Annotated in this window: 13 protein-coding genes; 3 read left to right on the forward strand and 10 right to left on the reverse strand. The window is 61.2% G+C overall.

Annotation, left to right across the window (positions count from 1 at the left end):
* Window positions 1-113 precede the first annotated feature (113 nt).
* The 7 genes from dbpA to betI all read right to left on the reverse strand — a co-directional run bounded on the left by dbpA (window position 114) and on the right by betI (window position 10171).
* Complete coding sequence (gene dbpA / locus ASD95_RS02510) at window positions 114-1451, reverse strand: ATP-dependent RNA helicase DbpA (RefSeq protein WP_236709710.1); 1338 nt, start codon at window positions 1449-1451, stop codon at window positions 114-116.
* A gap of 105 nt (window positions 1452-1556) precedes the next feature.
* Complete coding sequence (mdtD, locus tag ASD95_RS02515) at window positions 1557-2984, reverse strand: multidrug transporter subunit MdtD (RefSeq protein WP_056726548.1); 1428 nt, start codon at window positions 2982-2984, stop codon at window positions 1557-1559.
* A 133-nt stretch (window positions 2985-3117) separates the two neighbouring features.
* Window positions 3118-4455 (reverse strand): TldD/PmbA family protein, encoded by a 1338-nt coding sequence (locus tag ASD95_RS02520; protein ID WP_056726549.1) that lies wholly within the window; start codon window positions 4453-4455, stop codon window positions 3118-3120.
* Complete coding sequence (locus ASD95_RS02525; protein ID WP_056726550.1) at window positions 4455-5897, reverse strand: TldD/PmbA family protein; 1443 nt, start codon at window positions 5895-5897, stop codon at window positions 4455-4457. Before ASD95_RS02525 ends, ASD95_RS02520 begins: the two co-directional genes overlap by 1 nt.
* 264 nt (window positions 5898-6161) lie before the next feature.
* Window positions 6162-7862: a choline dehydrogenase gene (betA, locus tag ASD95_RS02530; RefSeq protein ID WP_056726551.1), complete on the reverse strand. Its 1701-nt coding sequence runs from the start codon at window positions 7860-7862 to the stop codon at window positions 6162-6164.
* A gap of 180 nt (window positions 7863-8042) precedes the next feature.
* The gene (gene betB, locus ASD95_RS02535; protein ID WP_056726552.1) at window positions 8043-9515 is read right to left on the reverse strand and encodes a betaine-aldehyde dehydrogenase; all 1473 of its coding nucleotides are present in this window, start codon (window positions 9513-9515) and stop codon (window positions 8043-8045) included.
* A gap of 62 nt (window positions 9516-9577) precedes the next feature.
* Window positions 9578-10171 (reverse strand): transcriptional regulator BetI, encoded by a 594-nt coding sequence (betI, locus tag ASD95_RS02540; RefSeq protein WP_056726553.1) that lies wholly within the window; start codon window positions 10169-10171, stop codon window positions 9578-9580.
* Window positions 10172-10551: 380 nt separating this feature from the next.
* Between betI and ASD95_RS02545 the strand changes: the two genes are divergently transcribed.
* A complete protein-coding gene (locus tag ASD95_RS02545) occupies window positions 10552-12492 on the forward strand; it encodes a BCCT family transporter (protein WP_223541379.1) in 1941 nt (646 codons plus the stop codon).
* 179 nt (window positions 12493-12671) lie between these two features.
* Here the strand turns inward: ASD95_RS02545 and choV are convergent, their stop codons facing one another.
* The 3 genes from choV to ASD95_RS02560 all read right to left on the reverse strand — a co-directional run bounded on the left by choV (window position 12672) and on the right by ASD95_RS02560 (window position 15717).
* Entirely contained in the window at window positions 12672-13850 is a 1179-nt protein-coding gene (choV, locus tag ASD95_RS02550) for a choline ABC transporter ATP-binding protein (protein ID WP_056726555.1), read from the reverse strand.
* Complete coding sequence (choW, locus tag ASD95_RS02555) at window positions 13847-14692, reverse strand: choline ABC transporter permease subunit (protein ID WP_056726556.1); 846 nt, start codon at window positions 14690-14692, stop codon at window positions 13847-13849. Before choW ends, choV begins: the two co-directional genes overlap by 4 nt.
* Before the next feature lie 77 nt (window positions 14693-14769).
* Window positions 14770-15717 carry a choline ABC transporter substrate-binding protein gene (locus tag ASD95_RS02560; RefSeq protein ID WP_056726557.1) on the reverse strand — a complete coding sequence of 316 codons (948 nt, stop codon included), beginning with the start codon at window positions 15715-15717 and terminating at the stop codon, window positions 14770-14772.
* Window positions 15718-16152: 435 nt separating this feature from the next.
* Between ASD95_RS02560 and ASD95_RS02565 the strand changes: the two genes are divergently transcribed.
* A complete protein-coding gene (locus tag ASD95_RS02565; RefSeq protein ID WP_056726558.1) occupies window positions 16153-17529 on the forward strand; it encodes an L-serine ammonia-lyase in 1377 nt (458 codons plus the stop codon).
* A gap of 538 nt (window positions 17530-18067) precedes the next feature.
* Entirely contained in the window at window positions 18068-19171 is a 1104-nt protein-coding gene (locus tag ASD95_RS02570; protein WP_007975492.1) for a GlxA family transcriptional regulator, read from the forward strand.
* Window positions 19172-19198 lie beyond the last annotated feature (27 nt).

The raw sequence follows: 19198 nt of genomic DNA on the forward strand, positions 1-19198 counted from the left end.
GAGCGGGCTTGCTCGCGAAAGGGCCATCACATTCAACATCAATGTCGACTGATAAACCGCTTTCGCGAGCAAGCCCGCTCCCACAGGGGGATCTTCGTTGGGTCGAAGATCGCTTACAAAATGCGAACGCGCAACGAACGGCCCTTGATCTTGCCGTCGTTCAAACGCTGCAAGGCCTGCTTGGCAACGCCGCGCTCCACGGCCACATAGGCCTGGAAGTCGAAAATCGCGATCTTGCCGACCTGGGCACCGGGGATGCCGGCGTCACCGGTCAGTGCGCCAAGAATGTCGCCCGGACGAACCTTGTCCTTACGGCCGGCAGCGATGCACAGGGTGCTCATCTGCGGCAGCAGCGGACCACCACCCTTGGAGGTGAGGTTGTCCACCTGATCCCAGGTCAATGGTGTCTTCTGCAATTGTTCGATGGCCTGGGCGCGCTGCGCTTCGGACGGCGCCACCAGGCTGATGGCGAGGCCTTTCTCACCGGCACGGCCAGTACGGCCGACGCGGTGGATGTGGATTTCCGAATCGCGGGCCAGTTCGACGTTGATCACCATGTCCAGCGAGTCGATATCGAGGCCGCGGGCGGCGACGTCGGTCGCCACCAGCACTGAAGTACTGCGGTTGGCGAACATCGCCAGCACCTGGTCGCGGTCACGCTGTTCCAGATCGCCGTGCAGGCCGACGGCGGAAATGCCTTTGGCGGTCAGGTGGTCGACGGTTTCCTGAACCTGCTGCTTGGTGTAGCAGAAAGCCACGCAGGAGGCCGGGCGGAAGTGGCCAAGGACCTTGGTCACCGCACTCATGCGGTCATCCGGAGAGATCTCGAAGAAGCGCTGCTCGATCTGCGTGTCGTCGTGGAACGCTTCGGCCTTCACTTGCTGCGGGTTGCGCATGAACTTCGAGGCCAACTGCTTGATGCCTACCGGGTAGGTGGCGGAGAACAGCAGGGTCTGGCGACGCTCCGGGGCCTGCATGATGATTTCTTCGATGGAATCGTAGAAACCCATGTCGAGCATGCGGTCGGCTTCGTCGAGGATCAGGGTGTTCAGGCCGTGGAGTACCAGCGAACCCTTGCGCAGGTGCTGCTGGATGCGTCCCGGGGTGCCGACGATGATGTGCGCGCCGTGTTCCAGCGAAGCGATCTGCGGGCCGAGGGACACGCCGCCGCACAGGGTCAGGACCTTGATGTTGTCTTCGGCGCGGGCCAGGCGACGGATTTCCTTGGCGACCTGGTCAGCCAGCTCGCGGGTCGGGCACAGGATCAGCGCCTGGCAACCGAAGTAGCGCGGATTGATCGGGTTCAGCAGGCCGATGCCGAAGGCAGCGGTCTTGCCGCTGCCGGTCTTGGCCTGGGCGATCAGGTCCATCCCCTTGAGGATCACCGGCAAGCTTTGCGCCTGGATCGGCGTCATCTGGGCATAACCGAGGGAGTCGAGGTTAGCCAGCATGGCGGCGGACAGCGGCAAAGTATTAAATTCGGTGGCGATGGTGGTCACGGGACTGGCCTGCAAAACAAAATGTCGCGCAGTGTACCAGCCCAGTGGCCATTCGCCCTAAGGCTCTATGTGTTCTTCCGGACGTTTAACACGCCGTCCGTCATTCCGTGACAGCTGGGAAAAGATCGTCGCGGCCAACATTGCCATGATTCCTACGGTCACGAAGGTCAATTGGAATGCCCCCAAAACCGTGTCCACGCCATCATTGCCAATCTCCGCCGTAAAGCCACCGAGCAACGCACCCGCGCACGCAACCCCCAGGCTCAGGGACAATTGCGCGACCACCGACAGCAAGCTGTTGCCACTGCTGGCGCTGGCATCGTCGAGGTCGATCAGGGTCACGGTGTTCATCGCAGTGAACTGCAAGGAGTTGATCGCGCCAAGGATCGCCAGCTGGCACAGCAGCAGCCAGTACGGCGTCTGCTCGCTGACCAGGCCCATGCTCGCCAGCATGATCCCCAGGGCCAGGGTGTTGCCGGTGAGCACGATGCGGTAGCCCAGACGCTCGATCAGCGGCCGCGCCACCCACTTGGCGATCATCGCCGCCGCCGCCAGCGGCAGCATGCTCATCCCGGCCTGGGACGGCGAATAGCCCAGCGCCACTTGCAGCAGCAACGGCACCAGAAAGGGCAGGGCGCCGCTGCCGAGACGGGCGAACAGGTTGCCGAGAATGCCCACGGCAAAGGTCCGGGTCTTGAACAGCGACGGCGCGAACAACGGGTTCTCGATATGCCCGGCGCGCAGCCAGTACGCCGCCAGGCACGCCATGCCGCCGAACAGCAGTAACATCACCCGCAGATGCGGCAGGTGCAATTCGCCCAGGCCTTCCATGGCGATGGTGATCAGAATCATCGCCGCGCCAAACAGCACGAAGCCCAGGCTATCGAAGCGCGTGCGCTCGGAACCGCGCAGGTCCGGGATGAATTTCCACACGGCGTAGCAACCGACCAGCCCCACCGGCAGGTTGATCAGGAAGATCCAGTGCCAGGTCAGGTATTGCACCATCCAGCCGCCCATGGTCGGGCCGATCAAGGGGCCGAGCAGCCCGGGAATGGTGATGAAGCCCATGATCCGCACCAGCTCCGAACGCGGGTAGGCGCGCAGCACCACCAGCCGCCCAACCGGCAGCATCAATGCGCCGCCCAGGCCCTGGATCACCCGGGCACCGATCAGCATGCTCAGGCTGCTCGACAATGCGCAGAGCAGCGAGCCGAGGCTGAACAGCAAAATCGCACTGAAGAAGATTTTCCGGGTGCCAAAGCGGTCGGCGATCCAGCCGGACGCGGGAATCAGCAAGGCGACGGTGAGCATGTAGGCGATGATCACGCCCTGCATGCGCAGCGGATCTTCGGCCAGGTCCCGGGCCATGGCGGGCAGGGCGGTGTTGAGGATCGTCCCGTCGAGGGACTGCATGAAGAAGGCAATGGCGACGACCCAGGGTATCCAGCGGGCGGTCACGGCGTCGAGAGGCGGGCGGTTGGGCATGGGACCTCTTGTGGTGGTCAGGTAACCGGACCCTGTGGGAGCGGGCTTGCCCGCGAAGAGGTCGTAACATTCAACATCAATGTCGACTGATCCGCCGCTTTCGCGGGCAAGCCCGCTCCCACAGGTATTGCGTTTACAGGGTCAGGGTCAATCGGCTGACCAACGCCCCCGGCAACAACGCCGACGCCGTCGCTCGCTGACTATAGGTACTCGCCGACAACAACAACTCCCGCTCCTCGGTCAAGGCTTCCAGTTGCGAACCGAGCAGGCTGAAGGCGCTGTCATCGAAGCGCATGGTGTTGACCGGCGCCTGGATCTCGCCGTTCTCGACCCAGAACGTGGCAAACCGGGTCATGCCGGTCAGGCGTGCGGCCGGTTGATCCGAGAAGTTCAGGTACCACAGGTTGCTGATGTACAGCCCCGTGCCCAGTTGCTTGAGGATGTCCGCGTCAGGCAATGCCCCGGCTTTCATGTTCAGCGCGCTCGGTGACTCACCGCCGCTGGCGCCATTGGCGGTCAAGCCGTATTCGGCGGCGCTGCGCGAACTGACCAGTCGTGCCCCGGCCTTGCCGTCGACGATCAACTTAAGATCGCTGCGTGGATAACCCTCATCGGAAAACGCCGGGCTCAGCGAGCCGCTGACTTTTTCATCCAGCGAGACCAGCGGGCTGAACGCGCTGTCGCCACCGTAGAGCTTTTGCAGCGGGCTGCTTTTGCTGGCGATCGACTGTGCCGAGAAACCACCCCAGCACAGCATGCCCATGATTTCTTCCAGCGCCGCCGGTGCCAGGTAAGCGCGGTACTGGCCGGGCGGCAAAGTGCGCAGCGGCCGGCCCAGAAACCCAAGCTGCTCGCGGGCCTGCTGGAAGCGTCTGGCAAAGCCTTCGCTATTCCAGTCGTGCCCGGCGTAGCTGGCTTTCACGGCCTGGCCATTCTCGTGGAACAGGCTGAAGTCGAAATTGAAACTGTTGGCCTGATGCCAGCCGAAGGCGCCCGAAGAACTGGCAAAGCCACGACTGATCGGGCCGGCGGCGTAGAAACCGACAAGATCCAGGCCTTCGGCGGCCTGGGTGATTTGCGCGACTACCTCCTCGGTGTCCGGCAGCGGATGCGATTGCACGTTGTTGCTCTGCCAGCCGTTGTGGTTGAGCAGCAAATAAGGATCCTGAGGCAGCAGCGGCAAGGTTTCCCGCAGCTGTTGCAGGCCTTCGGTCAAACGTTGCAGATCAACCTGGGGATCGCCGCCCAGGGTGATGTTCAGGTCGGCATGGCGGCCTTCGTTAATCAGTTTCAGGCCGATACTCGCCTGCTGCACCTGACCGGCCTGACGCACCCTGGCGTGGTTGAAACGCACGAAGGCCGACGACTCGGCGGCGTAGCTGAGGGTGAACTGCTCGGGCTCGCGCAGGGCTTCACGCAGGCTGTTGACCAGCGCCTTGAACGACGCGGACTGGCTGTTTGAAGGATTCATCAGGCGTCTCCTCCGAATACATCAACATTGCTGAACACGCAGGCCGGTGACGCGTGGCCGACGCGGATCACCTGGTTCGGTTCGCCCTTGCCGCAGTTCGGTGTGCCGAGGACCTTCAAGGTACTGGCATCGCCGACGGCGCTGAGGCTCTTCCAGAATTGCGCGGAGATGCCCCGGTAATTGGGGTTCTTCACCACACCCTTGAGTTCGCCGTTTTCGATCAGTTGGCCCCATTCGCAGCCGAACTGGAATTTGTTGCGCGCATCGTCGATCGACCATGAACGGTTGGTCGACATCAGCACGCCGTGTTCGATACCGCCGATCAGTTGTTCGATGGACTGGTCGCCCGGCTCGATGTTGAGGTTGGCCATGCGGTCGATCGGCGGGCGGTTCCAGCCACAGGCACGGCTGTTGGCGACGCCGTCCATGCCCGCACGAAATTGCGACAACGCACCGCCCAGCGGGCGCAGTAGCAGGCCTTCGCGGATCAGGAACTGTTTGCTGGCAGGCGTGCCGTCGTCGTCATGGCCGTAGCTGGCGAGCTCCTCGGGGATGTCCGGGTCGAAGGTCACGTTGAGCAGGCCGGAACCGTATTGCAGGCGCCCGAAATCACTGGCTTTGACGAAGCTGGTGCCGGCGTAGTTGCGCTCGTCGCCGAGGATTCGGTCCAGCTCCAGCGGATGGCCGATGGACTCGTGGATTTGCAGCATCATCTGGTCGGGCATCAGCAACAGGTCGCGCTTGCCTTGCGGGGTGTTCGGCGCCAGGAGCAATTGCAGGGCCTGATCGGCCACCTGGGCACCGGCACCGATCAGGCCGCAGCGGCTGATGACGTCCGCCGCGCCTTGCTGGCCGAAGTTCTCGCGGCCAAGGCTGCGGGTCTGGCTGTCGTTGCCGTCGTAGGCCGTGACGTCCAGGCCGGGGTACACAAAGCGTTGGGCCTGGCGCAGTTCGGCACCGGCGCTGTTGAGGTAGATCTGCTCGACGTGGGTGATACCGAGGCTGACCTGCCAGTTCACCAGGCGGTCGTCCTTGGGCACGGCGGCGGATTCGGCGCCGAGCAACTGGTAGCACTCACTCAGGGACGGGAAGGCCTGGTCGAGGTTGGGTGAAAAGTAATCGGCGCGGTCGCTGGAAACGGCTTGTTCGCGCAGGTCCAGCAAGGCGTGGGGCTTGAGTCGACGGGCCTGGAGTTCGGCGCGTTCGAGGGCGGCTTGCAGGCCTTGTGGCGACAAATCGTTGGTGGCCGCATAGGCCTCGACGCCATTGACCCGCACGGTCAGCATCGCCCCTTCGTCACGGCTCAGGCTCGGCGGTTCGGCGACGTTCTTGCGCACCGACAGGTACTGCCCGGACTCGCGTACATAACGCAGGGAAAAGAATTCGGCACCCGTGCGCAAGGCAGCGAAGCGCTGCTTGAGCTGGGGGTAAAAATCGAACATTCGTGAACCTCCTGGGTATGGAGTGGCGATGGAGCGGTGCTGCGAGGGGAGGGGTGAAACGATTGCGTGGCGCTAGATTAGGCCTGCGAGGGGGGCGGATCAAGTTTGGATCGGACTTGCGAGTGAGAGGTGTTGCCTGACCGGGCCTCTTCGCGAGCAAGCCCGCTCCCACATTTGATCTGGGTGTACACAAAATCTGTATTCACCGAAGATCTAGTGTGGGAGCGGGCTTGCTCGCGAATAGCCGTAACGCGGTGTAACGCCTTAAGCGATCTGGCTCACTTCCCGCACCGGCTTGCCCTTCACCGGCGCTTCACCCGCCACATAGTAAGTGGCGGTGCTGCGCGGCAACGGCTTGCGGCCACGGATCTTGTCGGCGATTTTCTCGGCCATCATGATCGTTGGTGCGTTGAGGTTGCCGGTGGTGATGATCGGCATGATCGAGGCATCGACCACGCGCAGGCCTTGCATGCCATGCACGCGACCTTCGCCATCGACCACGGCCATTTCGTCGGTGCCCATCTTGCACGAGCAGGACGGGTGGAACGCGGTTTCGGCGTGTTCGCGGATGAACTTGTCCAGTTGCTCGTCGCTCTGCACCTCGATACCCGGGCTGATTTCGCGACCACGGAAGGCGTCCAGTGCAGGCTGCTGCATGATTTCACGGGTCAGGCGGATGCCGTCGCGGAATTCCTGCCAGTCCTGCTCGGTGGCCATGTAGTTGAACAGGATGCTCGGGTGCTGGCGCGGGTCCTTGGACTTGGCCTGGATGCGCCCGCGGCTCGGCGAACGCATGGAGCCCATGTGCGCCTGGAAGCCGTGCTCTTTCACGCCGTTGCTGCCGTTGTAGTTAATCGCTACCGGCAGGAAGTGGTACTGGATGTTCGGCCATTCGAATTCCGGACGGGTACGGATGAAACCGCCGGCTTCGAACTGGTTGCTGGCGCCGATGCCGGTGCCGTTGAACAGCCACTCGGCACCGATGGCCGGCTGGTTGTACCAGAGCAGCGACGGGTACAGCGAGACCGGTTGGGTGCAAGCGTATTGCAGGTACAGCTCAAGGTGATCCTGCAGGTTTTCACCGACGCCCGGCAGGTCGTGGACCACCGGAATGTCGAGCTTGTTCAGCAGCTCGGCCGGGCCGACGCCGGAGCGTTGCAGGATCTGCGGTGAAGCGATGGCGCCGGAGCACAACAGCACTTCCTTGCGCGCCTTGACCTCAACGCGCTCTTCAGCGGCGCCGACCAGGTAACGCACGCCGACCGCACGCTTGCCTTCGAACAGGATCTTGTCGGTCAGGGCGTGGGTGACGATGGTCAGGGTCGAACGCTTCTTGGCGACGTCCAGGTAACCACGGGCGGTGGAAGCACGACGACCTTTGGGTGTCACGGTGCGGTCCATCGGGCCGAAGCCTTCCTGCTGGTAGCCGTTCAAGTCTTCGGTACGCGGGTAACCGGCCTGCACGCCGGCTTCAACCATGGCGTGGAACAGCGGGTTGTTGCCGGCTTTCGGCGTGGTCACGCTGACCGGGCCGTCGCCACCGTGGTAGTCGTTCGGGCCGATGTCGCGGGTTTCCGCTTTACGGAAATATGGCAGGCAATCCAGGTACGACCAGTCTTCCAGGCCTGGCAGTTTCGCCCAGCCGTCGTAGTCCATAGCGTTGCCGCGGATGTAGCACATGCCGTTGATCAGCGAGGAACCACCCAGGCCCTTGCCGCGACCGCATTCCATGCGACGGCCATCCATGTGTGGTTCTGGATCGGTTTCGTAGGCCCAGTTGTAGCGACGGCCTTGCAGCGGGAACGCCAAGGCGGCCGGCATCTGCGTGCGGAAGTCGAAACGGTAGTCCGGGCCGCCCGCTTCGAGCAGCAGGACGGTGACGCCGGCGTCTTCGGTCAGACGGGTCGCCAGGGTGTTACCGGCCGAGCCGGCACCGATGATGATGTAGTCGAATTCTTGGGACATTGAATGCACCCTCTTTGATGTTGGTCAGGTCTGGCCTGACGAGTGCTGCGCACTCGATTCGCGAGTAAGCCCGCTCCCACATTTGATCTCTGGTGTACACAGGATCTGTGTTCGCCACTGGTCCCTTGTGGGAGCGGGCTTGCTCGCGAGAGGCCCTCGCGAGCAATACGGGTCTCAGTCTTAGAACACCGAGACGTAATCGCCCAGCTCGACCTGTACCGATTTGATGCGGGTGAAGTTGTTCAGCGAGCTGATGCCGTTCTCACGGCCGACACCCGACTGCTTGTAGCCGCCAACCGGCATCTTCGCGTCGGACTCGCCCCAGGCGTTGATCCAGCAGATACCGGCTTCCAGCTGATGAATCACGCGGTGGGCGCGGTTCAGGTCCTTGGTGACGATACCGGCGGCCAGGCCGAAGTCGGTGTCGTTGGCGCGGCGGATCACTTCTTCCTCGGTTTCGTAGGACAGGATCGCCATGACCGGGCCAAAGATTTCTTCACGCACGATGGTCATGTCGTCGGTGCAGTCGGTGAACACGGTCGGCGCCACGAACGCACCTTTGGCGAATTCGCCGTCGGTCAGGCGCTCACCGCCGCACAGCAGGCGGGCACCTTCTTCCTTGCCCTTGGCGATGTAGCCCAGCACGCTTTCCATGTGCGCAAAACTGACCAGCGGACCGAAGTTGGTGTTTTCGTCTTGCGGGTTGCCGATGCGGATGCGTGCAACGCGCTCGGCGATCTTGGCTTCGAAAGCGGCTTTCAGGTTGGCCGGGACGAACACGCGAGTGCCGTTGGTGCAGACCTGCCCGGAGCTGTAGAAGTTGGCCATCATCGCGGTGTCGGCGGCGCGATCGAGGTCGGCGTCGTCGCAGATGATCAGCGGGGATTTGCCGCCCAGTTCCATGGTCACGTCCTTGAGCGAAGAGCTCGAGGCGCTGGCCATGACTTTCTTGCCGGTGTCGGTGCCGCCGGTGAACGAGACTTTCTCGATGCGCGGGTGCTCGGTCAACCAGGTGCCGACTTCACGGCCGCTGCCGGTCAGGACGTTGAACACGCCGTTTGGCACGCCGGCTTCGGTGTAGATCTCGGCCAGTTTCAGGGTGGTCAGCGAGGTGACTTCGCTTGGCTTGAAGATCATCGCGTTGCCGGCCGCCAGGGCGGGTGCGGATTTCCACAGGGCGATCTGGATCGGGTAGTTCCACGCGCCGATACCGGCCACGACGCCCAGCGGCTCGCGACGGGTGTAGACGAACGAAGTGGTGCGCAGCGGAATCTGCTCGCCTTCGATGGCCGGTACCAGGCCTGCGTAGTACTCCAGCACGTCAGCGCCGGTGACGATGTCGACATAGCGGGTTTCGGAGTAGGCCTTGCCGGTGTCCAGGGTTTCCAGGGCGGCCAGTTCGTCGTTGCGCTCGCGCAGGATTTCCACGGCGCGACGCAGGATGCGCGAACGCTCCATGGCGGTCATGGCGGCCCAGATCTTCTGGCCCTTTTCGGCGCTGACGACGGCGCGTTCGACGTCTTCCTTGGTCGCACGTTGCACTTTTGCGAGGACTTCACCGTTAGCCGGGTTGATGGCTTCGAAAGTGGCGTCGCTGCTGGCGTCGCTGTACGCGCCATCGATGTAGAGTTTTTGCAGTTCGAAACGGGCCATAAAGTCCTCGCAAGAGCATTAAGTGGCTGGCGCGGTTCGGTGGTTGAGCGTTTATGTGTGCTCTAACTCACCCGCTTGGCCAGTTGGGTATCCATGTATTCGTAAGCAATCTGTTGCGCCTGCCCGGTGTCGAAAGCATCTCCCGACAGCGCGCCGCGTAACCACAGGCCGTCGATCAACGCAGCCAGGCCTCGGGCGGCACTGCGCGCATCATTGAGCGGCAGTACGCGGCGGAACTGGCAGCACAGGTTGGAATACAGACGGTGATCGTTGATCCGCTGCAACCTGTGCAAAGACGGCTGGTGCATGCTGGTGGCCCAGAAGGCCAGCCAGGTTTTCATCGCCGGGCCATTGACCTGGCTGGCGTCGAAGTTGCCTTCGATGATCACCTGCAGATGCGCCCGCGGGCTGTCATCTGTCAGCGCCTGTCGGCGCAGGGTGACGTTCTCGCTCAGGACGGTCATCAGGTACCCCATGGTGGCGGCAATCAGGCCGTTCTTGTCCTGAAAGTAGTGACTGATGATGCCATTCGAGACACCTGCCAAACGGGCGATCAGCGCAATGCTGGCGTCCCCCATTCCGACCTGATCGACGGCCAGCAAAGTGGCTTCGATCAATTGCTGGCGGCGGATGGGTTGCATACCGACCTTGGGCATCTTGCACATCTCCTTAGGCCTTCCGGTGGACGTAGTACGGCTACCGGGTTGAAGGCCAGTCTATTTTGTTTTGATTGAACGTTCAATCAACAAAGAATAAGATCTGCGACAAATCGTCGCTGCCTGTGAATTTTCCTACGCGCTGTGGCGGAAAAAACGACAACTGAAACGGCTCGAAACCTACGCGCTGCGGCGCTCCAGGGGTTTCGGGCTTTTTTCGGGGTGTCTTTATATCACCCGCCGGTCGGCTGCCCACTAACCGATTGGTCGGGTAACACGTTTGTCTTGCGTTCTTCTCTCGCACTGCCCGGAGCATCTGTGCCATGAGTTCTGCCTCGCTAATAAAGACCCCACCCGAGAAGGTGACGGTCAACGGTTGGGTGTTCTACACCTCTACCGCGTTGATTCTGTTGTTGACCGCCATTCTGATCATCGCCCCGCAAGAGGCCGGCAGAATGCTGGGTACGGCGCAAGCCTGGTTGTCCCGCAGCTTCGGCTGGTACTACATGGTGGTGATTGCCGCCTACCTGATTTTCGTCGTCGGCCTGGCGTTTTCGTCCTACGGCAAATTGAAACTGGGCAGCAAGGACGACACCCCGGACTTCAGTTACGGCGCCTGGGCGGGGATGCTGTTCTCGTCGGGTATCGGCATCTCATTGCTGTACTTCGGCGCGTCCGAGCCGCTGGACCACTACTTCAACCCGCCGGAAGGCGTGGCCGGCAGCAACCTTGCCGCCCGTCAGGCCGTTCAACTGACGTTCCTGCACTGGGGCCTGCACGGCTGGGCGATCTATGCGCTGGTGGGGTTGGCCGTGGCGTACTTTGCCTACCGGCATAACCAGCCGCTGGCGTTGCGTTCGGCGTTGTATCCGCTGGTGGGCGAGCGTTGGGTCAAGGGCGCGGCCGGGCATGCGGTGGACGGCTTCGGCATGTTCGTGACCCTGCTGGGGCTGGTGACGAACCTGGGGATCGGTTCGCTGCAAGTGTCGTCGGGGCTGGAAAACCTGTTCGGCATGGAACACAGCAACACCAACCTGCTGATCGTGATCATCGTGATGAGCACCGTGGCGACCATCGCTGCCGTGTCGGGCGTGGAAAACGGCATCCGCCGTCTGTCCAACCTGAACATCGTGCTGTTCAGTGGCCTGCTGATTTTCGTGCTGTTGTTCGGCCCGACCTTGCACCTGCTCAACGGCTTCGTACAGAACGTCGGTGACTACCTGAATGGCGTGGTGCTGAAGACTTTCGACCTCTATGTCTACGAGGGCGATAGTGAGAAGTCCGACCGCTGGTTGGGCCTGTGGACCCTGTTCTACTGGGCCTGGTGGATTTCCTGGGCACCATTCGTGGGCATGTTCATCGCGCGTATTTCCCGTGGCCGCACCGTGCGCGAACTGGTAGCCGGCGTGCTGCTGATTCCGCTGGGCTTCACCCTCGCGTGGCTGTCGATCTTCGGTAACTCGGCTTTGGACCTGGTGATGAACCATGGGGCGGTGGAGCTCGGGAAGACGGCACTGGAACAGCCGTCCATGGCGATCTACCAGTTGCTTGAGCACTACCCGGCGTCGAAGGTTGTGATCGGCGTGTCGATCTTTGTCGGTTTCGTGCTGTTCCTGACCCCGGCGGACTCCGGCGCGGTGATGATGGCCAACCTTTCGTGCAAGGGCGGTAATGTCGACGAAGACGCACCGCACTGGCTGCGGATCTTCTGGTCGGCGGTGATCACCCTGGTGACCATCGGCCTGCTGTTCGCCGGCAACTTCGAAGCCATGCAAACTATGGTGGTGCTGGCCGGTCTGCCGTTCTCGGTGGTGTTGGTGTTCTTCATGTTCGGATTGCACAAGGCCATGCGCCAGGACGTGCAGATCGAACAGGAGCAAGCGCAGTTGGCCGAACGTGGTCGTCGAGGTTTCAGCGAGCGCTTGACTCAGCTGGACCTGCAACCGAGCCAATCGGTGGTGCAGCGCTTCATGGACAAACAGGTGAGCCCGGCGCTGGAAGATGCGACGGCGCAGATGCGTGCACAAGGCCTGCAAGTGCAGACTTTGCTCGGTAAGTCCAAGCGTTGCATGGGCGTGCGCGTGGAAATGGAAGAGGGCAACCCTTTCGTCTACGAAGTGAGCCTGGATGGCTATCTGGCCACGCCGACCGAATCGGTGCAATCCGACGAGGCGCGCCAGCGTTTCTATCGCGCCGAGGTGTACCTGCACAACGGCAGCCAGGACTACGACTTGATGGGCTTCACCCAGGATCAGATCACCCGTGACGTGCTCGATCAGTTTGAAAGCCATCGGCAGCTACTTGGCCGGGTTTATAGCTGAGTGGTGAAAGGGCGCGGTGTGTCAGTGGCATCGCGTCAGCCTTAAAAGATCGCAGCCTTCGGCAGCTCCTACAGGGGAATGCGTTTTAGGTAGGAGCTGCCGAAGGCTGCGATCTTTTGATCTTTGCTCTTCAAACAAAAACGCCGCGATTCTATCGCGGCGTTTTTGTGTCTGTTGCCTTACCCCAGGTTCTTGCCGAGCAGTGCGTGATATAGCTCGCTGTCGCCAAGAATCCCCACCACCTTGTTGTTGTCGTGCAGCACCAGCTTGTTGCCGGTCTGATAACGAATCTGCAGTGCATCGCGCATGCCGATGTTCGAGTCCACCAGGGTTGGTCGACGACCCAGGCCTTCAACGGCCTGACCCGGTATCCAGTTCTGCAAGTCCAGCACAGAGCCGTTTTGGCGAGCGCCCTTGATGGTGTTGCCATCGGCCAGGTCCAGCCACGAATCACCGCCTGGATCCAGGCACACCGAACCGTTGATGCGTTTGCAGTTGTCCAGGGTGCGCATCAGGCTGCGACCGCACAGTACGTTCAGCGGGTTGGTGTGGGCAACGAAGGTCCGCACGTAATCGTCCGCAGGGTTGAGGACGATTTCTTCCGGTTTGCTGTACTGGATAATCCGGCCGTCTTTCATGATCGCGATGCGGCTGCCCAGTTTCAGGGCCTCATCGAGGTCGTGGCTGACGAATACGATGGTCTTGTTGAGCTTGTGCTGCAGCTCCAGCAGCTCGTCTTGCAGGCCCTGGCGGATCAACGGGTCGAGGGCCGAGAACGGTTCGTCCATCAGCAATATGTCGGCGTCCATCGCCAGCGCACGGGCCAGGCCCACGCGTTGCTGCATACCACCGGACAGCTCATCGGGTTTCTTGTTGCGCCACTGGGCCAGGCCCACCAGCTCAAGCTTTTCGTCCACCAGTTTGCGTCGTTCCTTTTCCGGACGACCCTGCATTTCCAGGCCGAAGCTGATGTTCTCGCGCACTGTCAGCCAAGGCATCAGGGCGAACTTCTGGAACACCATCGCGATGCGCTTGGTGCGCATCATTTTCAGTTCTGCCGGGGTGCACGAGGCAATGTCGATCTGCTTGCCTTCGTGCTCGACGAACAGCTTGCCGCGGCTGACGGTGTTGAGGCCGTTGATGCAGCGCAGCAGGCTGGACTTGCCGGAGCCGGACAGGCCCATCAGCACGCAGATTTCACCTTTTTCGATATCCAGGCTGGCTTTTTCAACGCCGACAATCTGCCCGGTCTTTTTCAGGATTTCGTTACGGGTCATGCCTTGATCCAGCAGCTTGAGGGCCTCGCGTGGATCCTTGGAGAAGATAACGTCAACGTTATCAAAGCGAATAATGCTCATGCATCACCCCCTACTTTGGCGTCGGGTTGTTTGCAGATACGGTCGAGCATGATCGCCAGCAGTACGATCGCCAGGCCTGCTTCGAAGCCCAGGGCGATATCAGCAGTGTTCAGTGCGTTGACCACCGGTTTGCCCAGGCCATCGGCGCCCACCAGTGCCGCAATCACCACCATCGAAAGGGACAGCATGATGCACTGGGTGATGCCGGCCGCGATGCTTGGCATGGCGTGGGGCAGTTCGATTCTTGAAAGCAACTGACGGCGCGAGCAGCCAAAGGCCTTGCCGGCATCCATCAATTCTTCCGGAACATCGCGGATACCCAGGTAAGTCAGGCGGATGGGCGCGGCAATCGCGAACACCACCGTGGAGATCAGGCCCGGGACCACACCCAGCCCGAAGAGGGTGAGGGTAGGAATGAGGTACACGAAGGTCGGTACGGTCTGCATCAGATCGAGTACCGGACGCATTAAAGTATAGAACATCGGCTTGTGCGCGGCGACGATGCCCAATGGCACACCGATGAGCACGCAGACCAGGGTGGCGAACAGCACCTGGGCGAGGGTTTCCATGGTTTCCTGCCAGTACCCCAGATTGAGGATCAGCAGGAAGGAGGCAACGACAAACGCGGTCAGGCCCCATTTGCGTTGAATGAAGTGTGCCAGTAGTGCGATCAGGCCGATCAATGCCAGCGGGTTGAACCAGGTCAGCGCAAACGTCACGCCGTGGATCATCGTTTCCAGTGTCACGGCGATGGCGTCGAAGGTGCTGGCGCCGTGTTGCGTCAACCATTCAACGAAGCCTGCGATGTACTGGCCTAGGGGTATTTTCTGATCAATCAGCATGGTAGTGAACGTCCGCATGCAAGGTAATTAACAGCCCGGGCAGGCGAACCTGCCCGGCATAAACGATGCTCCCTAATTCAAGGCGTCAGTTTGGCTTTCACGGCCTCCAGGCCAGGTTTACCGTCAATGGTGGTCACGCCAGCGAGCCAGGTATCGAGCACCTGTGGATTCTTTTTCAGCCAGGCCTTGGCGGCCGCGTCAGGCTTCATCTTGTCGTCCAGGATGTTGCCCATCAGTTCGCTTTCCATGTCGACAGTGAACTCCAGGTTCTTCAGCAACTGGCCAACGTTGCTGCACTCCTGGGCGTAACCCTTGCGGGTGTTGGTCGCCACGGTGGCGGCACCGAAATCCGGGCCGAAGAAGTCATCACCACCGGTCAGGTATTGAATTTTGAAGCGCTTGTTCATCGGGTGCGGCGCCCAGCCGAGGAACACCACGGCGGTGTCGCGTTTCTGCGCGCGGTCGACCTGCGACAGCATGCCGGCTTCGGAGGACTCGACGACTTTGAAGCCGGCGGTCTTCAGGCCGAAGGCATCCTTGTCGATCATGCTCTGGATCAGACGATTGCCATCGTTGCCAGGCTCGATGCCGTAGATCTTGCCGTCGAGCTCTTTCTTGAATTTGGCAATGTCGGCGAAGTCATGCAGGCCCTTGTCGTACAGCGCCTGAGGGACGGCGAGGGTGTACTTGGCGCCCTTTAGGTTGGTGCGCACGGTTTCCACGGTGCCGGCATCGCGGTAGGCCTTGATGTCGTTTTCCATGGTCGGCATCCAGTTGCCCAGGAACACGTCCATGTTCTTGCCGTCGGCCAGGGACTTATAGGTCACGGGCACGGAAATCATGGTGGTCTTGGTCTTGTAGCCGAGGGCGTTGAGCACGACGCTGGTGGTCGCGGTTGTCGCGGTGATGTCGGTCCAGCCGACATCGGAGAAGTTTACGGTGCTGCATTGGGCCGGTTCGGCGGCTTGCGCCAGAACCGGCAGACTAAGCATTGCGGCCAACAACAACGACGGGGAACCTTTCATGGATGGACTCCTTGGTGTTTTTTTTGGCAGTGTTCCGACTGGACCACCGCACTTATAGGTTGCGGTTGGATGGCGTTCTGGAGACAGCTCTACCACGTCGCCTTGCAATCGAGTCGATACGATCATGTACCAGTGAAAATCTGACGCCTACAGGGTGCGTCGTATCCAGTACAGGGATGGTCGCATCCAGTGTCGGTGACGTCGTTTACAGATTTTTTCAGCCCGATTTCCCCCTCTGAACCGCAAAAAAACGGCGAAAACACAGCGTAAAAGACACGCGGCGCTGGTGGGCATGAGTGCGTCGGTTAGAGACGTCGAACAACTGGATAAAAGCTTGATGATGCGGTCATCTCGGCGGATTGCAGCTTGAGCGTAGCAGCTCCGTCACCGTGCGCTTTCGCGTGCGCAGTGGGCCCATCCAGGAGTTCGGCAGTAATGGCTATCAGTGTTTTCGACCTGTTCAAAATCGGCATCGGCCCTTCCAGTTCACACACCGTGGGGCCCATGCGGGCGGCGGCGTTGTTTGTGCAGGGCCTGCGTGAGCGCGGGCTGCTTGAGCAAGTGCGGCGTGTCGAAGTCCAGCTGTTCGGCTCGTTGTCGGCCACCGGCATCGGCCATGGCAGCGACAATGCCGTGATCATGGGCCTGATGGGCGAGTGGCCGGACGCGATCGATCCGTCGCAAATCGGCATTCGTATCGCCACCCTGCGCGAGACCGATACGCTGCTGCTCGACAGTCGCTTGCCGGTGCCCTTCATCTGGGCCCGGGACATGCGCCTGATCGACGAGAACCTGCCATTCCACCCCAACGCCATGACCCTGATTGTCGAGGGCGAGGACGGCGAGTTGCATCGCGACACCTACTATTCGGTTGGCGGCGGTTTTGTCGTCGATGAGGCGCAGGCCTCCAGCGGTGTCGTCGACCTCGACCGCACCGTGTTGCCTTATGACTTTTCCAGCGCTGCCGAGCTGCTGGAGCTGTGTAAAAAGCACAAGCTGCGCGTGGCTGAGTTAATGATGGCCAACGAGAAAGTCTGGCGCAGCGAGGATGAAATCCGCAGCGGCCTGATGAAGCTCTGGCGCGCCATGCAGGATTGCGTTGAACAAGGCCTTAAACACGAAGGCATCCTGCCCGGCGGGCTGAACGTGCGTCGCCGTGCGGCCAAGCTGCATCGCAGCCTGCAGGAACTGAACAAACCCAACGTGATCGGCTCGACCTTGAGCGCCATGGAATGGGTCAACCTGTTCGCCCTGGCGGTCAACGAAGAAAACGCCGCCGGCGGGCGTATGGTCACGGCACCGACCAACGGCGCGGCGGGGATCATTCCGGCGGTACTGCACTACTTCATGAAGTTCAGCGAGGCCGTGACCGACGCCAATGTCGTCGACTACTTCCTCGGCGCGGCGGCGGTGGGAATCCTGTGCAAGAAGAACGCCTCGATCTCCGGTGCCGAAGTCGGCTGCCAGGGCGAAGTCGGTTCGGCCTGCGCCATGGCGGCGGCGGGACTGGCGGAAATTCTTGGTGCCACGCCAGAACAGTTGTGCAACGCGGCGGAGATCGGTCTGGAGCACAACCTCGGCCTGACCTGCGACCCGGTGGGTGGGTTGGTCCAGGTGCCGTGCATCGAGCGCAACGCGATTGCCGCGGTGAAAGCGATCAACGCTGCGCAAATGGCATTGCGCGGTGATGGCCAGCACTTTATTTCGCTGGATCGGGTGATCCGCACCATGCGCGATACCGGTGCCGATATGCATGACAAATATAAGGAGACATCGCGGGGTGGGTTGGCGGTAAGCGCGGTGGAGTGCTGAGACCGCGTCGCCTTCATCGCGAGCAAGCTCGCTCCCACAGGTTTTGCGTCGGTCACAAAAATTGTGTTCACCTCGATCCCTGTGGGAGCGAGCTTGCTCGCGATAGCGCCAGACCAGTCAAAACTGCGCGCTAAGTGAACACCCTGTTTAAAACGCGCCACCTTTTGGCGCGTCGCTCACAGATAAATCGTCTTGCCACTGATCGAGGGCCAACCGGCCTTCGACCGCCTGTCACCCGTGCCTGCGGTGACACTCCTTTCCATCGCGGCGCAACGCCGTTCCCACAAGTGCTACCGAATTGCTCACAGCTTGTGGGCGGGGGCGTTTGCCAGTCCTGATGGCCATTTAAATCCCCCTGCCTTGCAAGACATATATAGACACATTCCGACGTCGTTTTTAGGAGTTATTGAACGCGCATTCAAATTTAGGCATGGCAATTGCTCTGTCATTACAAAGCCCGTCTCCCACGCGAGAACGATGGCGATAAAAAGAGCCTCCGCCTGAGGCCATCACCCGCTTTGTGTGAGGAGATACCGCGATGACGACGTTCAACTCCGGGGCCCAACCCCAGAACCGTGCGCCTCAATCCATCGGCTTTCTGCTGTTGGACAATTTCACGCTGATTTCTCTGGCCTCCGCAGTGGAACCCCTGCGCATGGCCAACCAGTTGTCCGGTCGCGAGCTGTATCGCTGGACCACCCTCACCGTCGACGGCGGCCAGGTCTGGGCCAGTGACGGCCTGCAGATCACCCCCGACGCCTCTATGCACAAAGCGCCGCCAATGGACACGGTCATCGTCTGCGGCGGTATCGGCATCCAGCGCACTGTTACCCGCGAACATGTGTCATGGCTGCAAAGCCAGGCTCGCCAGTCCCGCCGCCTCGGTGCGGTGTGCACCGGCAGCTGGGCCCTGGCCTGCGCCGGCCTGCTCGACGGTTTTGATTGCAGCGTGCACTGGGAATGCCTGGCGGCGATGCAGGAAGCTTTCCCGCGTGTAGCGATGAGCACACGCTTGTTCACCCTCGACCGTAACCGTTTCACCAGCTCCGGCGGCACCGCGCCGCTGGACATGATGCTGCACTTGATCAGCCGCGATCACGGTCGTGAGCTGTCGGCGGCCATTTCGGAAATGTTCGTCTACGAGCGCATCCGCAACGAGCAGGATCACCAGCGTGTGCCGCTCAAGCACATGCTCGGCACCAACCAGCCGAAGTTGCAGGAAATCGTCGCGTTGATGGAAGCCAACCTCGAAGAACCGATCGACCTGGACGAACTGGCGGTATATGTCGCGGTGTCCCGTCGTCAGCTCGAGCGCCTGTTCCAGAAGTACCTGCACTGCTCGCCGTCGCGTTACTACCTCAAGCTGCGCCTGATCCGCGCGCGGCAGTTGCTCAAGCAAACGCCGATGTCGATCATCGAAGTGGCGTCGGTCTGTGGCTTCGTGTCCACGCCGCACTTCTCCAAGTGCTACCGCGAATACTTCGGCATTCCGCCGCGTGACGAGCGCGTAGGGTCCAACACCACCCAGCAAGTGGCGATGATGCCGCTGCCGCAAGCATTGGTGCTGTCGCCGTTGTCCGGCCCGTTGTCGGCGCTGAGCCAGGCGCGCAATGAGTCGACTTTCGCTAGCGTAAGGCTTTAAGCCGAGAAGCCATTAAAAGATCGCAGC

The organism is Pseudomonas sp. Root71 (genome assembly GCF_001429045.1).
Taxonomy (GTDB): domain Bacteria; phylum Pseudomonadota; class Gammaproteobacteria; order Pseudomonadales; family Pseudomonadaceae; genus Aquipseudomonas; species Aquipseudomonas monachiensis.

Bases quoted from the DNA above. Each gene is read 5' to 3' on its own strand.
- dbpA (WP_236709710.1), bottom strand. From the start codon at position 1,451: ATGCTGGCTAACCTCGACTCCCTCGGTTATGCCCAGATGACGCCGATC.
- mdtD (WP_056726548.1), bottom strand. From the start codon at position 2,984: ATGCCCAACCGCCCGCCTCTCGACGCCGTGACCGCCCGCTGGATACCC.
- ASD95_RS02520 (WP_056726549.1), bottom strand. From the start codon at position 4,455: ATGAATCCTTCAAACAGCCAGTCCGCGTCGTTCAAGGCGCTGGTCAAC.
- ASD95_RS02525 (WP_056726550.1), bottom strand. From the start codon at position 5,897: ATGTTCGATTTTTACCCCCAGCTCAAGCAGCGCTTCGCTGCCTTGCGC.
- betA (WP_056726551.1), bottom strand. From the start codon at position 7,862: ATGTCCCAAGAATTCGACTACATCATCATCGGTGCCGGCTCGGCCGGT.
- betB (WP_056726552.1), bottom strand. From the start codon at position 9,515: ATGGCCCGTTTCGAACTGCAAAAACTCTACATCGATGGCGCGTACAGC.
- betI (WP_056726553.1), bottom strand. From the start codon at position 10,171: ATGCCCAAGGTCGGTATGCAACCCATCCGCCGCCAGCAATTGATCGAA.
- choV (WP_056726555.1), bottom strand. From the start codon at position 13,850: ATGAGCATTATTCGCTTTGATAACGTTGACGTTATCTTCTCCAAGGAT.
- choW (WP_056726556.1), bottom strand. From the start codon at position 14,692: ATGCTGATTGATCAGAAAATACCCCTAGGCCAGTACATCGCAGGCTTC.
- ASD95_RS02560 (WP_056726557.1), bottom strand. From the start codon at position 15,717: ATGAAAGGTTCCCCGTCGTTGTTGTTGGCCGCAATGCTTAGTCTGCCG.
- ASD95_RS02565 (WP_056726558.1), top strand. From the start codon at position 16,153: ATGGCTATCAGTGTTTTCGACCTGTTCAAAATCGGCATCGGCCCTTCC.
- ASD95_RS02570 (WP_007975492.1), top strand. From the start codon at position 18,068: ATGACGACGTTCAACTCCGGGGCCCAACCCCAGAACCGTGCGCCTCAA.